This is a genomic window from Azoarcus olearius (genome assembly GCF_001682385.1).
GTDB lineage: Bacteria > Pseudomonadota > Gammaproteobacteria > Burkholderiales > Rhodocyclaceae > Azoarcus > Azoarcus olearius.
On record NZ_CP016210.1, the window covers coordinates 3,157,445 to 3,170,968 of the forward strand.

Sequence of the window (13,524 nt, forward strand, 5' to 3'; positions counted from 1 at the left end):
CCATGTCCGCTCAAGGCTTCTCCTTCTCCCAGGCGCAGCTGCGCGAAATCGCCGCCGACATCCTCAAGTACGCCCGGAAGCGCGGTGCGACAGCCTGCGAAACCGACGTGTCGGAAGGGTTCGGCCAATCGGTCGCGGTGCGCAAGGGCGAAGTCGATACCATCGAGTACAACCGCGACAAAGGCATCGGCGTCACCATCTACCTGGGCCAGCAGCGCGGCTATGCCAGTACCTCCGACTTTTCCAAGGCGGCGCTGAAGGCCACCGTGGATGCCGCGGTGTCGATCGCCGGTTTCACCGCGCCCGACCCCTGCGCCGGCCTGGCCGACGCCAGCCTGATGGCGCAGGACATGCCGGACCTCGACCTCTTCCATCCGTGGAAGATCGGCGTCGATGATGCGATCGGCCTCGCACGGCGCTGCGAAGAGGCCGCGTTCGCGGTGTCGCCCAAGATCACCAACTCCGAAGGCGCCAACGTTTCCATCCAGCAGTCGCAGTTCGTGTCGGCCAACAGCCACGGCTTCATGGGCGGCTACGCCACCACGCGGCACGGCCTGTCGTGCTCCGTCATCGCGGGCGAAGGCGATGGCATGCAGCGCGAATACTGGTACGACTCGCGCCGCGACGCGGCGGACCTGATCAGCCCCGAAGAAGTCGGCCGCATCGCCGGCGAACGCGCGATCAGCCGCCTGGGCGCCAAGAAGATCCGCACCTGCGAGGTGCCGGTCATCTTCGAAGCGCCGCTTGCGATCGCCCTGCTCGGCAACTTCGTGCAGGCGGTGTCCGGCGGTTCGCTCTACCGCAAGTCCAGCTTCCTGCTCGACAGCCTCGGCCAGCAGGTGTTTTCGCCGGTGGTCACCATCGCCGAACGGCCGCACCTGAAGAAGGCCTTCGGCACCAGCTGGTTCGACAGCGACGGCGTCGCCACGCGCGACCGCGACGTGGTGGTGGACGGCGTGCTGCAGGGCTACTTCCTGTCGACCTACTCCGCGCGCAAGCTGGGCATGCAGACGACCGGTAACGCCGGCGGTTCGCACAACCTCACGGTCACGCCGGGCACCGACGACTTCGCCGGCCTCATCAAGCGCATGGAGCGCGGCCTGATCGTCACCGAGCTGCTCGGCCACGGGGTCAACTACGTCACCGGCGACTACTCCCGCGGCGCGGCCGGCTACTGGGTGGAAAAGGGCAAGATCAAGCACGCGGTCGAGGAAGTCACCATCGCCGGCAACCTGCGCGACATGTTCCGCAACATCGTCGCGGTGGGCAACGACGCACTGCCGCGCGGCGCCAAGCACTGCGGCTCGCTGCTGATCGAACGCATGAAGATCGCGGGCCGCTGAGCGGCCGGCACCTTCCCCGTCTCCGCACCTTCCCGGCCCGCCCGACCGCCCCCATCCGGGGCGGTGGCGGGCCGTTCCACATCCGCCGCCACTACGCCTTCCGGCGCATGTCCGCGCGCCTTCCCCACGCCCGCAAGCCCCGCGCCGATTAGGGTTTTCCTCCGGTTTTGGGGGCAAGGCAGCGGCCTATAATCGGCCCGTGGCATAAGTCGTAAAACTACTGTTCACAGTCAAAGAGGAGAGATCGTGGAACGTCGTTCATTCCTGCAGAAAGCAGGTGCCGGCCTGGTCGCCGGCGCCGCCGTGGGCCTTACCGCCTGCGGCAAGAAAGAAGAAGCCGCACCTGCTGCTGCCCCCACGGGTGCCGCTGGCGGCGCGCCTGCCGTCCAGACCGGACTGCCGGAAATCAAGTGGCGCCTGACGTCCAGCTTCCCCAAGAGCCTGGACACGATCTACGGCGGCGCGGAAGTCATGGCCAACCGCCTGCGCGCGATCACCGACGGCAAGTTCGACATCCGCGTCTTTCCCGCGGGCGAAATCGTGCCGGGCCTGCAGGCGCTGGACGCGGTGCAGCAGGGTACCGTCGAGCTGTGCCACACCTGCTCCTACTACTACGTCGGCAAGGACAAGACCTTCGGCTTCGGCACCTCGGTGCCCTTCGGCATGAACGCGCGCCAGATGAACGCGTGGATCATGTTCGGCGGCGGCCAGCAGCTGCTCGACGAGTTCTATGCCAACTACAACGTCCTGTCGCTGATGGGCGGCAACACCGGCACCCAGATGGGCGGCTGGTACCGCAAGCCGGTCAAGACCGTGGCCGACCTGCAGGGTCTGAAGATCCGCATCGCCGGCCTGGGTGGCGAGGTGTTCTCGCGTCTGGGCGCGATTCCGCAGCAGATCGCAGGCGGCGACATCTACCCCTCACTGGAAAAGGGCACCATCGATGCCGCGGAGTGGGTCGGCCCCTACGATGACGAGAAGCTCGGCTTCTACAAGGTTGCGCCGAACTACTACTACCCGGGCTGGTGGGAGCCGGGTCCGGTCGTGCATTTCTTCATCAACCGTGACGCCTGGGCCAAGCTGCCGAAGTTCTACCAGGAAGCCCTGCGCGCAGCCGCGCATGAAGCCAACATCACGATGATGGCCTCGTACGACGACAAGAACCCGCAGGCGCTGGCGCGTCTGCTGTCGAATGGCGTGAAGCTGGAAGCCTATTCGGACGAGATCATGAAGGGTGCTTACAAGGCCGCATTCGAGCTGTACAACGAAGAAGCCGGCAAGAACCCCGCATGGAAGAAGATCTTCACCGAGTGGGACAAGTACCGCCGTTCGCAGAATGCGTGGTTCAGTGTGGCGGAGGCGACGATGGACCGCTTCCTCCAAGCGGCCCGCTGACCGACCTACCCCGGCATCCAAAAGCCCGCAGCGCGCTGCGGGCTTTTTTTCGTCCGTCGCGCCAGCCCAAGTCGGTGCTGGCGCTGCGGTGGGCCCGGCGCTCCAAAAAAAGGGCCCCGAAGGGCCCTGTTCGCTGGAACCGCTCGGATATCAGCGGCTGCCGCCGCCCTGCTGCTGGAGTTGCTGCAGCAGATCGAGGCTCGGACCGCCGCTGCTGCCACCCGAGCCCGCACCCTCGGCGGCGCCGCTCGGTGTATCACCCCCCGCGGCAGGCAACTGCAGCTGCAGCTCTGTCGGCGCCGACTGGGCCTTGCCGTGGTCGTACGAGACGATGTTCGGGAACATGATCACCAGCGCCACCATAAGGATCTGGATGCAGACGAACGGCACCGCGCCCCAGTAGATCTCGGTGGTCTTGATCTTCGGCGGCGCGACAGAGCGCAGGTAGAACAACGCGAAGCCGAACGGCGGGTGCATGAACGAGGTCTGCATGTTCACCGCCAGCAGCACACCGAACCAGATCAGGTCGATGCCCAGCTTGTCCGCCACCGGCGCCAGCAGCGGCACGATGATGAAAGCAAGTTCGAAGAAGTCGAGGAAGAACGCCAGCACGAACACCAGGATGTTCACCGCGATCAGGAAGCCGGTCTGGCCGCCGGGGAGCGCGGTCAGCAGGTGTTCCACCCACAAGTCGCCATTGACGCCGCGGAAGGTGAGGCCGAACACCGTGGAACCGATCAGGATGAAGACCACGAAGCACGACAGCTTGGTGGTGACGTCCATCGCCTGCTTGGTCAGCGCAAAGCTCAAGCGCCCGCGCGACATCGCCATCAGCACCGCGCCCACGGCACCCATGGCGCCGCCTTCGGTGGGGGTGGCGATGCCGAGGAAAATGGTGCCGAGCACGAGGAAGATCAGCCCGAGCGGCGGAATCAGCACGAAGGTGACGCGTTCGGCCATCTTCGACAGCAGGCCGAGCTTGAACAGGCGGTTGATCACCGATGCGATGAAGGCGACGCCGATCGCCACCAGCGAGGAAATCACCACCACCTCGTCGGTCGGCTTGCCCACACCCCAGGTCTTGGCGAAGGCCACCGCAGCGGCCACCGAGATCACGAACAGTACCGCCAGCGAACGCAGGCCCGAACTGCCGTCCTCCTCCCGGATGGTACGGGCCTCGACCGGCATCGCGGGCGCGAATTTCGGGCGGAACAGCGTGATCAGGAACACATAGCCCACATACAGGCCAGTAAGCACCAGCCCCGGCAGCAGCGCGCCCTGGTACATGTCGCCCACGGAGCGGCCGAGCTGGTCGGCCATGATGATCAGCACCAGCGATGGCGGGATGATCTGGGCCAGGGTGCCGGACGCCGCGATCACGCCCGAGGCCAGGCGGTGGTCGTAACCGTAGCGCAGCATGATGGGCAGCGAGATCAGTCCCATCGAGATGACCGAAGCCGCGACCACGCCTGTGGTGGCCGCCAGCAGTGCGCCGACGAAGATCACCGCGTAGGCGAGACCCCCACGGATCGGGCCGAACAGCTGGCCGATGGTATCCAGCAGATCCTCCGCCATGCCGCTGCGCTCGAGGACCAGGCCCATGAAGGTGAAGAAGGGAATGGCCAGCAGCGTGTCGTTGGCCATGATGCCGAAGATGCGTTCCGGCAGCGCCTGGAACAGCGCGGGGCTGAGCAGGCCGAGTTCGATGCCGATGAGGCCGAACACGATGCCGTTGGCCGCGAGCGCGAACGCGACCGGAAAGCCCATCAGCAGGAAGAACACCAGCGCCACGAACATCACCGGCGCCATGTTGGCAATCAGGAACTGGGTCATTGCGCACCTCCGGTGGCCTGCTGCTTGATCGCGGCGGCCAGTTCTTCTTCAGCGGAAGGCGCGCCATGCTTGACCAGCGCGTTGGGGCCGTGCCCGGTGAGGAAGGCGATGCGCTTGATGAGTTCGGACAGTGCCTGCAGGATCAGGAAGAACATGCCCAGCGGCAGCATCAGCTTGACCGGCCAGCGGATCAGCCCCCCGGGATTGGCGGACATCTCGCCGGACACGATCGAGAGCTTCACGATCGGCAGCGACAGCCACAACAGCAGCACGGCCATCGGCAGCATGAAGAGCGCGATGCCGATGATGTCGACGATGTTCTGCCCGCGGGGCGACAGTCGTCCGGTGAGCACATCGATGCGCACGTGCTCGTTGCGCAGGAAGGTGTAACCCGCGGCGAGCATGAAGATGGCCGCGAACAGGTACCACTGAATTTCGAGAAGCGCGTTGGAACTTGTGTTAAACAGCTTGCGGACGAGCGCGTTTCCCGCGCTGATCACCACGGCGATCAGCACGAGCCACATCACGCTACGTCCTACCCGTTCGTTGATCCAGTCGATCAACCGGGAAAGACTCAGCAGGAAGGACACGAAGGACTCCTTTGGAGGACGACTAAATGCGGGACGCCGGTCCGGCTTATTGTCCGCCGGCCCTTGCGGTGGCCGGATTATTCCATAGAGGCCAAGGGCTTAAAGCTAGGGTATTCCACTATCGATGAACACGCTCCAACACCCCCAGAACCCGCGCCGTTGCAGGATTTGCCTTGTGCGCCACGGTGAGACGCGGTGGAACGCCGAACGCCGCCTGCAGGGCCATCTCGACGTTCCACTGAACGAGGTCGGCCTTGGCCAGGCGGAAGCCACGGCGCGCAGCTTGCAAGGCGGGCGCTTCGCTGCCATCTACGCCAGCGACCTCACTCGCGCGCTGCAGACCGCGGCCCCCGCCGCACGCGACCTGGGCCTCGAGACCCAGCCCAGCGCGGCGCTGCGCGAACGTCACTACGGCCTCTTCCAGGGGCTCACCTATGACGAAGCCGCCGAACGCCATCCGGACGCCTACGCCCGCTTTCGCGCGCGCGAGGCCACGTTCGCCTTCCCCGACGGCGGCGAAAGTCTGGCGGATTTCGCCGCGCGCATCGGTGCCGCGCTGAAGGCGCTCGCACATCGCCACCTCGGCGAACAGATCCTGGTCGTCACCCACGGCGGCGTGCTCGACATCGCCCATCGCCTCGCCAGCAAACTGCCGCTGGAAGCGCCGCGCGACTTCCCCATCCTCAATGCCGCACTGAACTGGCTGGAGTACGACGGCGACGGGCCGGACTGGCACCTGGTCGCCTGGGGCGTGCAAGACCATCTGGCGAGCGCCCGCGACGAGTTGCCGAACGCCTGAGCGCGGGGGCGCGTCGGTGCAGGAATTAACGGCTTTTTTACAGCGCGTGCGACGGGCTCCGCTATCGTTCCGGCTCCCGTCGCTTCTTCCGCCGCCAGACGTGACCGCCCCTCCGATCGTGCCGCTCACCCCCTTGCAGCGCGCCCGCCCCTACCTGATGGCGGTCGGCGGCAGCCTGCTGGTGACGGCCTGCGCGGCCCCGCTGCGCCACCTGCTCGATCCGGCCAACATTGCCATGCTGTTCCTGCTGGCGGTCTTTCTGGCCGCCCTGCGGCTGGGTCGTGGGCCGGCGGTGACGGTAGCCTTCGCCAACACGGTGTTGCTCGACTACGTCATCGTCCCGCCCCACTTCGCCTTCATTCCCACCGATCTTCAGTACCTCGTCACCCTGGTGGTGATGCTGACGGTGGGCCTGATCACCGCGCAGCTGAGCACCGGCCTGGGCCGCCAGACCCGCCTCAGCGCGTCCCAGGAGCGCGATACTGCAGCCCTCTACGAACTGGCGCACGAACTGGCGGGTTGCATCACGATAGATCAGATCAGGCGCGCGCTCGACGGCTATCTCGCACGCCAGGACCGGATAGCCCGACTGGTGCTGCCGGATGACCCGCCCGCCGCAGCGCCCCCCGCCGCGGTGTTTGCGCTGCAGGGCGCCGAAACCCGTCGCGGCGAGCTGCATGTCGGCCTCGCCCCGCAGGAAACGCAACTGCCGCCGCCGGACTCCGAACGTTTCCGTACCGTTGCCTCGCTGCTGGCGACCGCGATCGAACGCGTGCGTTACGTGGAACTCGCCGAAAGCCACGCTGTGGCGATATCGTCCGAGCGCTTGCGTACCTCGGTGCTAGCGGCGCTGTCCCACGACCTGCGCACGCCGATGACCGTACTGATCGGGCTGGCCGACAGCCTGGTGATGTCGCGCGACCCGCTGCCCCCGGAAGCCCACCAGACGGCCACTTCGCTGCTGCATCAGGCCCGCGCCCTCGGCGGCATTCTCAACAATGTGCTCGACATGGCCCGCCTGCACAGCGGCACGATACGGCCGCGGCGCGAATGGCACCTGCTCGACGATGTCATCGCGGCCAGCGTGCGCCTGTTAAAGCCGCAGCTGTCAGACCATCCGATCCGTGTGCGGCTGGAGCCCGACCTGCCGTTGGTGGAATTCGACGCGACGCTGCTTGAACGGGTGGTGTGCAATCTGATCGACAACGCCGCCAAGTATTCCCCGGCCGGCGCGCCCATCGAGATCGCCGCCTTCGTCGACACCACGGACAACCAGGCCTGCATCGAGGTCTGCGACCAAGGCGCAGGCTTCCCGCCAGGCAACATCGACCGCCTGTTCGAACTGTTCGAACGCGGAAACGCGGAGTCGAGCGTACCCGGCATGGGACTCGGATTGTCCATCTGCCAGCGCATCATGGCGGCCCACGGCGGCAGCATCGCGGTGCGCAACCGCGAGCGCGGCGCCTGCGTCCAGTTGCGGCTGCCACTCGGCACGCCTCCGATCATCTACGAAGAGTGACAGCGATCATGGACATCACCGTGCTGGTGGTCGAGGACGAACCGCAAATCCGCCGCTTGGTGCGCAACGCCCTCGAAGGCGAGAACTACCGCGTCTTTACGGTGGATAGCGGCAAGCGCAGCCTGATCGAGGCTGGCACCCGCAAGGCCGACCTGATCGTGCTCGACCTCGGCCTGCCCGACCTGGACGGCATGGAGGTCCTGCGCGGCATCCGTGCGTGGAGCCATGTGCCGGTGCTGATCCTGTCGGCTCGCGGCGAGGAAGACGACAAGATCCGCGCACTCGACGAAGGCGCCGACGACTACCTCGCCAAACCCTTCGGCGTAGGCGAACTGCTCGCCCGCGTACGGGCGCTGGTACGCCGCCACGTCAAGCACGAGGACAGCTCCGGCCGGCTGAATTTCGGCGAGGTCGAGGCGGACTTCGTGCGCCGCACGGTGGTCCGCAACGGCGAGGCGGTACACCTCACCAAGATCGAATACCGGCTGCTCACCGTACTGGCCGCCAACGCCGGCAAGGTGCTGACCCACAACCACCTGATGCGCGAGGTATGGGGGCCGGCCTACGTCGACAGCAACCATTACCTTCGCATCTACGTTGGGCGCTTGCGCCAAAAGCTGGAGGCCGACCCCGCCCAGCCTGTGCACTTCCTGACCGAAACCGGGGTGGGCTACCGCTTCGAGCCCTGATCTAGCGCGCTGCCCGCGGGTGCCGGATCGCGGCGCGCCCTCGGAGGACCCCTCCCGCACTGCCGGCGTTTATGATTTTTTTGCAGTGCAACATCCGTTCTTTACCGCATTTATCGGCCTCGCTCCCTAAGCTGGAACTGTTCTCGATTTGAACCTTCCAGGAGCGAAAGCATGGCCCTCAAGATCGATCCGGTGCAGTGCACCAGCTGCGGAATGTGCGATTCCGTCTGCCCCACCAGTTCCATTGCAGAAAAAAAAGGCGTCTACAGAATCGACGCCGCGAGCTGTACGGAATGCGATGGTGGCGAACCCGAGTGCATGAGCAACTGCCCGGTGGACGGCTGTATCACCTACGCCTGAGGAGCCGTCCATGCACAGCGTCGTCTGCATCAAGCAGGTGCCCGACAGCGCCCAGATCCGGGTGCATCCGGTCACCAACACCATCATGCGGCAGGGCGTGCCCGCCATCATCAACCCCTACGACCTCTTCGCCCTGGAAGAGGCCTTGCGGCTGAAGGACAAGCACGGCGGCCGCGTCACCGTGATCACGATGGGCCCGCCGCAGGCCGAAGCCGCGCTACGCAAGGCACTGTCCTACGGGGCCGACGAGATCATCCTCGTCACCGACAAGGCCTTCGCCGGCGCCGACACGCTGGCGACCAGCTTCGCCCTGGCCTCGGCCATCCGCAAGATCCACGAGAGCCACCCGGTCACCCTGGTGTTCACCGGCAAGCAGACCATAGACGGCGACACCGCCCAGGTTGGCCCCGGCATTGCCACGCGCATGGAACTACAGTTGCTCACCTACGTCTCGCGCATCAACGAGTTGGATGAGGCCGCCGGCAGGATCACGGTGGAGCGCCGCGCCGAAGGCGGCGTCCAGTTGCTGAAGACCGCCCTGCCCTGCCTGGTGACCATGCTCGAAGGCACCAACGAGATGCGCCGCGGCAACCTGCCCGACCAGCTGCGCGCCGCCCGCCACGAACTCACCCGCTGGGACCGCGTCGCCGCCGGCATCGAGGACGTCACCAAGATCGGCCTGAAAGGCTCTCCAACGGTGGTGAACAAGGTTTTCACCCCCAGTCCGCGCGCCGAGAAGGCGGAAATGGTGACGGTGGCCAGCGGCCGCCCGGCGGACCTCGCCATCGAACTCATTGCCCGCCTGGGCCAGCGCTTCCCGGTGGTGGAAGCCGAACTCGCCCGGCGCGCCGCCTAAGGAGACGAACATGAGCAACGACGCACCCGTAAAGAAGAAGCGCAAATTCGAACTCGATCCGCGGCTGGCCACCTACAAGGGGGTATGGGTCTTCATCGAGCATGAGCGCGGCCAGGTTCATCCGGTGTCCTGGGAACTGCTGGGTGAAGGCCGCAAGCTGGCCGACATGCTGGGCGTGGAGCTGGCCGGCGTCGTCCTCGCCGCCCCCGGCGACGATGGCCAGCGCTTCTGCCACGACGCCTTCGCCTACGGCGCCGACCTCTGCTACCTGATGGAAAGCCCGACGCTGAAGGACTACCGCAACGACCCCTTCACCCGCGGCATGACCGAGCTGGTCAACACCTATCAGCCGGAAGTGCTGCTTCTGGGCGCCACCACCCAGGGCCGCGACCTCGCCGGCTCGGTGGCCACCACCCTGCTCACCGGCCTCACCGCCGACTGCACCAGCCTCACCATCGACATGGACAACCGCAGCCTCGCCGCCACCCGCCCGACCTTCGGCGGCAGCCTGCTTTGCACCATCGTCACCCTGAACTACCGGCCGCAGATGGCGACCGTGCGGCCGCGGGTGATGGCGATGCCGGAACGCCAGGAAGGCAGAGGCGGCACGATCATCGAGCATCCGCTGGCGATGGCGGAGGAATCCATCATCACCAAGGTGCTGGACTACATCCCCGACGACAGCCGTGACAAGCCGCAGCTACCCTTCGCCGACATCATCGTGTCCGGTGGCAAGGGCCTGGCCAAGCAGGAGAACTTCCAGCTGGTGTGGGATCTGGCCCGGGTGCTGGGCGCCGAAGTCGGCGCCTCGCGGCCGGTGGTACAGGCGGGCTGGGCAGAGCTGGACCGCCAGGTCGGCCAGTCCGGCAAGACGGTGCGGCCCAAGCTCTACATCGCCGCCGGCATCTCCGGCGCCATCCAGCACCGCGTCGGCATGGAAGGCGCGGACTGCATCATCGCCATCAACAACGACCCCAACGCGCCCATCTTCGACTTCGCCCACTACGGCATCGTCGGCGACGCGCTGCAGATCCTGCCGGCGCTCACCGAAGCCTTTCGGCAGAAGCTGGCCACCACCCGCCGTGCAGGCTGAGGAAAGCGACCATGTCCGAAAAATTCGATGTCATCGTGGTCGGCGCGGGCGCCTCCGGCAACGCCGCCGCCTACACCCTGGCCAGGTCCGGCCTCAAGGTGCTGCAGATCGAACGCGGCGAAAGCCCGGGCGCCAAGAACGTGCAGGGCGCCATCCTCTATTCCGATGCGCTGGAGCGCATCATTCCCGATTTCCGCGAGGAAGCCCCGCTGGAACGCCACATCATCGAGCAGCGCATGTGGGTGATGGACGAGCGCTCCTACGTCGGCACCCACTTCCGCTCCGACGACTTCAACAAGCCGCCCTACAACCGCTACACCATCATCCGCGCCAGGTTCGACAAGTGGTTCTCCGACAAGGTAAAGGAAGCCGGTGCGCTGGTGATCTGCGAAACCACGGTGAAGGAGCTGCTGCGCGATGACGCCGGCAAGGTCATCGGCGTCGAGGTGGATCGCACCGACGGCAGGATTTACGCCAACCTGGTGATCCTCGCCGACGGGGTGAACTCCACCCTGGCGCGCAAGGCCGGCTTCCGCCCGGAACTGGACCCCAGGCATGTCGCGCTGGCGGTGAAGGAAATCCACTTCCTGCCCAAGGATGTCATCGAATCGCGCTTCAACATCCAGGACGAGGAAGGCGTGGTGATCGAGATGATGGGCAAGATCACCCACGGCATGATGGGCACCGGCTTCCTCTACACCAACAGCGATTCCATCAGCGTCGGCGTCGGCTGCCTGCTGTCGGACTTCATGGCACAGAAGATCACCCCCTACCAGCTGCTGGAACAGTTGAAGGCGCATTCCTCGGTGGCGCCCATGCTGGAAGGCGGCGAGATGAAGGAGTATGCCGCCCACCTGATTCCCGAAGGCGGCTACCACGCCATCCCGCAAATCTACGGCGACGGCTGGATGATCGTCGGCGACTCCGGCATGTTCGTGAATGCAGTGCACCGCGAAGGCTCCAATCTGGCGATGACGACCGGCCGCATCGCCGCCGAGACCGTCATCGAGTTGAATCGGGAAGGCAAGGCGATGAGCGCGGCCAATCTCGCCCGCTACCGTGCCCGTCTGGACGACAGCTTCGTCATGAAAGATCTGAAGAAGTACAAGGACCTGCCGGAGATCTTCGACGCCAACAAGCAGTTCCTCACCACCTACCCCAGCCTGCTCAACCGCTCCGCCTACGACATGCTCAAGGTGGACGGGGAGGACAAACGCAGCAAGCAGAAGGACATCTATCGCGGCTTCCGCGCCGAACGCGGCCTGATGGGCCTGCTCGGCGACGCCTACAAACTGTGGAGGGCATTCCGATGAACGCCAAGGCGGTCAGCATCAAGGTCGAAGACAAGCTGTACCAGAACCGCTACCTGGTCGATGCCGGGCGGCCGCACATCCAGATCAAGGACGAGGCGGTCTGCGCCCGCTGCGCCACCCGTCAATGCACCGTCTGTTGCCCCGCCGGCTGTTATGAGGACGGGGAAGGCCCGGTGGTGCTGACCACCGACGGCTGCCTCGAATGTGGCACCTGCCGGGTGATCTGCACCACCCACCGCAACGTCGAATGGGAGTATCCACGCGGCGGCTACGGCATCCAGTTCAAGTTCGGCTGAACTCCGGACGGGGTGGGCCGCCGGCAACGTACGGCGAACGGTGGCGAACGCGGGGCCAACACGCGCCCCGCGCATCGTCATGGGCGGTTTCACGCGGTGTGCGTGGTAACATCCGCTTTTAAAAACCACTCGTTACCGAGCCCGCGTCCATGTTCTCCTCGCAAGACACTCTCGCCAAGGTCGATCCCGAACTCTGGTCCGCCATCCAGGCGGAGAACCGCCGCCAGGAAGATCACATCGAGCTGATCGCCTCCGAAAACTACGTCTCCCACGCGGTGATGGAAGCCCAAGGCTCCCAGCTCACCAACAAGTACGCGGAAGGCTATCCGGGCAAGCGCTATTACGGCGGCTGTGAACATGTGGACGTGGTCGAGCAGCTCGCGATCGACCGTCTGAAGAAGCTCTTCGGCGCCGACGCCGCCAACGTGCAGCCGAACTCCGGCTCCCAGGCCAACCAGGCGGTGCTGATGGCCTTCGCCAAGCCGGGCGACACCATCATGGGCATGAGCCTGGCCGAAGGCGGCCACCTCACCCACGGCATGCCGCTCAACATGTCGGGCAAATGGTTCAACGTCGTCGCCTACGGCCTCGACGAGAAGGAAGAGATCGACTACGCGGCGATGGAAGCGCTCGCCCGCGAGCACAAGCCGAAGATCATCATCGCCGGCGCCTCCGCCTATGCCCTGCGCATCGACTTCGAGCGCTTCGCGCGCATCGCGCGTGAAGTGGGCGCCATCTTCTGGGTGGACATGGCCCACTACGCCGGCCTGATCGCCGCGGGCTACTACCCCAACCCGGTGCCGCACGCCGACGTGGTCACCTCCACCACCCACAAGACCCTGCGCGGCCCGCGCGGCGGCATCATCCTGATGAAGGCCGAGCACGAGAAGGCGATCAACTCCGCCATCTTCCCCGGCCTGCAGGGCGGCCCGCTGGAGCACGTCATCGCCGCCAAGGCGGTGGCCTTCAAGGAAGCCGCCACCCCGGCGTTCCGCGACTACCAGGAACAGGTCATCGCCAACGCCCGCGTGATGGCGCGCGTGCTTGGCGAAGAACGCGGCCTGCGCATCGTCTCCGGCCGCACCGAGTCCCACGTCTTCCTGGTCGACCTGCGCTCCAAGAACATCACCGGCAAGGAAGCCGAAGCGGTGCTGGGCAGCGCCCACATCACGGTCAACAAGAACTCGATCCCCAACGATCCGCAGAAGCCCTTCGTCACTTCCGGCATCCGCATCGGTTCGCCGGCGATGACCACCCGCGGCTTCACCGAGATCGAAGCCGAGCAGATCGCCCACCTGATCGCTGACGTGCTCGACGCCCCGCAGGACGCGGCGGTCCTCGAACGCGTGCGCGGCAAGGTTGGCGAGCTGTGCGCCAAGTTCCCGGTCTACGGTAGCTAAGGCAACGAGGGCCGGCCCAGGCGCCGGCCCGACCCGCC

13 protein-coding genes are annotated in these 13,524 nt (G+C 65.8%); 11 read left to right on the forward strand and 2 right to left on the reverse strand.

The annotated features are described in order from the left end of the window. Positions 1-2 precede the first annotated feature (2 nt). On the forward strand, positions 3-1,343 hold the full coding sequence (pmbA, locus tag dqs_RS14430; protein WP_011766520.1) for a metalloprotease PmbA: 1,341 nt from the start codon (positions 3-5) through the stop codon (positions 1,341-1,343). A gap of 246 nt (positions 1,344-1,589) precedes the next feature. After that, a complete protein-coding gene (locus dqs_RS14435; RefSeq protein WP_065340921.1) occupies positions 1,590-2,738 on the forward strand; it encodes a TRAP transporter substrate-binding protein in 1,149 nt (382 codons plus the stop codon). A 150-nt stretch (positions 2,739-2,888) separates the two neighbouring features. Here the strand turns inward: dqs_RS14435 and dqs_RS14440 are convergent, their stop codons facing one another. Then, the gene (locus dqs_RS14440; protein WP_065340922.1) at positions 2,889-4,571 is read right to left on the reverse strand and encodes a TRAP transporter large permease; all 1,683 of its coding nucleotides are present in this window, start codon (positions 4,569-4,571) and stop codon (positions 2,889-2,891) included. Further along, positions 4,568-5,161, reverse strand: coding sequence for a TRAP transporter small permease subunit (locus tag dqs_RS14445; protein ID WP_065340923.1), 594 nt, complete (start codon positions 5,159-5,161; stop codon positions 4,568-4,570). Before dqs_RS14445 ends, dqs_RS14440 begins: the two co-directional genes overlap by 4 nt. A 124-nt stretch (positions 5,162-5,285) precedes the next feature. Between dqs_RS14445 and dqs_RS14450 the strand changes: the two genes are divergently transcribed. The 9 genes from dqs_RS14450 to glyA all read left to right on the forward strand — a co-directional run bounded on the left by dqs_RS14450 (position 5,286) and on the right by glyA (position 13,486). Then, positions 5,286-5,960: a histidine phosphatase family protein gene (locus tag dqs_RS14450; protein WP_065340924.1), complete on the forward strand. Its 675-nt coding sequence runs from the start codon at positions 5,286-5,288 to the stop codon at positions 5,958-5,960. 100 nt (positions 5,961-6,060) lie between these two features. Continuing rightward, the gene (locus dqs_RS14455; RefSeq protein ID WP_065340925.1) at positions 6,061-7,479 is read left to right on the forward strand and encodes a DUF4118 domain-containing protein; all 1,419 of its coding nucleotides are present in this window, start codon (positions 6,061-6,063) and stop codon (positions 7,477-7,479) included. An 8-nt stretch (positions 7,480-7,487) separates the two neighbouring features. Beyond that, the gene (locus dqs_RS14460) at positions 7,488-8,168 is read left to right on the forward strand and encodes a response regulator (RefSeq protein WP_065340926.1); all 681 of its coding nucleotides are present in this window, start codon (positions 7,488-7,490) and stop codon (positions 8,166-8,168) included. Positions 8,169-8,339: 171 nt separating this feature from the next. Next, positions 8,340-8,528: a 4Fe-4S dicluster domain-containing protein gene (locus dqs_RS14465; protein ID WP_065340927.1), complete on the forward strand. Its 189-nt coding sequence runs from the start codon at positions 8,340-8,342 to the stop codon at positions 8,526-8,528. Positions 8,529-8,538: 10 nt separating this feature from the next. After that, complete coding sequence (locus dqs_RS14470; protein WP_065340928.1) at positions 8,539-9,384, forward strand: electron transfer flavoprotein subunit beta/FixA family protein; 846 nt, start codon at positions 8,539-8,541, stop codon at positions 9,382-9,384. Between the two features lie 10 nt (positions 9,385-9,394). Further along, a complete protein-coding gene (locus dqs_RS14475; RefSeq protein ID WP_065340929.1) occupies positions 9,395-10,477 on the forward strand; it encodes an electron transfer flavoprotein subunit alpha/FixB family protein in 1,083 nt (360 codons plus the stop codon). Positions 10,478-10,488: 11 nt separating this feature from the next. Next, positions 10,489-11,790 (forward strand): FAD-dependent oxidoreductase, encoded by a 1,302-nt coding sequence (locus dqs_RS14480; protein WP_065340930.1) that lies wholly within the window; start codon positions 10,489-10,491, stop codon positions 11,788-11,790. Beyond that, positions 11,787-12,086 (forward strand): ferredoxin family protein, encoded by a 300-nt coding sequence (locus tag dqs_RS14485; RefSeq protein WP_065340931.1) that lies wholly within the window; start codon positions 11,787-11,789, stop codon positions 12,084-12,086. The genes dqs_RS14480 and dqs_RS14485 overlap by 4 nt, the downstream gene beginning before the upstream one ends. Before the next feature lie 149 nt (positions 12,087-12,235). Beyond that, on the forward strand, positions 12,236-13,486 hold the full coding sequence (gene glyA / locus dqs_RS14490; RefSeq protein ID WP_065340932.1) for a serine hydroxymethyltransferase: 1,251 nt from the start codon (positions 12,236-12,238) through the stop codon (positions 13,484-13,486). Positions 13,487-13,524 lie beyond the last annotated feature (38 nt).

Bases quoted from the DNA above. Each gene is read 5' to 3' on its own strand.
- dqs_RS14450 (WP_065340924.1), top strand. From the start codon at position 5,286: ATGAACACGCTCCAACACCCCCAGAACCCGCGCCGTTGCAGGATTTGC.
- pmbA (WP_011766520.1), top strand. From the start codon at position 3: ATGTCCGCTCAAGGCTTCTCCTTCTCCCAGGCGCAGCTGCGCGAAATC.
- dqs_RS14470 (WP_065340928.1), top strand. From the start codon at position 8,539: ATGCACAGCGTCGTCTGCATCAAGCAGGTGCCCGACAGCGCCCAGATC.
- glyA (WP_065340932.1), top strand. From the start codon at position 12,236: ATGTTCTCCTCGCAAGACACTCTCGCCAAGGTCGATCCCGAACTCTGG.
- dqs_RS14475 (WP_065340929.1), top strand. From the start codon at position 9,395: ATGAGCAACGACGCACCCGTAAAGAAGAAGCGCAAATTCGAACTCGAT.
- dqs_RS14440 (WP_065340922.1), bottom strand. From the start codon at position 4,571: ATGACCCAGTTCCTGATTGCCAACATGGCGCCGGTGATGTTCGTGGCG.
- dqs_RS14480 (WP_065340930.1), top strand. From the start codon at position 10,489: ATGTCCGAAAAATTCGATGTCATCGTGGTCGGCGCGGGCGCCTCCGGC.
- dqs_RS14465 (WP_065340927.1), top strand. From the start codon at position 8,340: ATGGCCCTCAAGATCGATCCGGTGCAGTGCACCAGCTGCGGAATGTGC.
- dqs_RS14485 (WP_065340931.1), top strand. From the start codon at position 11,787: ATGAACGCCAAGGCGGTCAGCATCAAGGTCGAAGACAAGCTGTACCAG.
- dqs_RS14460 (WP_065340926.1), top strand. From the start codon at position 7,488: ATGGACATCACCGTGCTGGTGGTCGAGGACGAACCGCAAATCCGCCGC.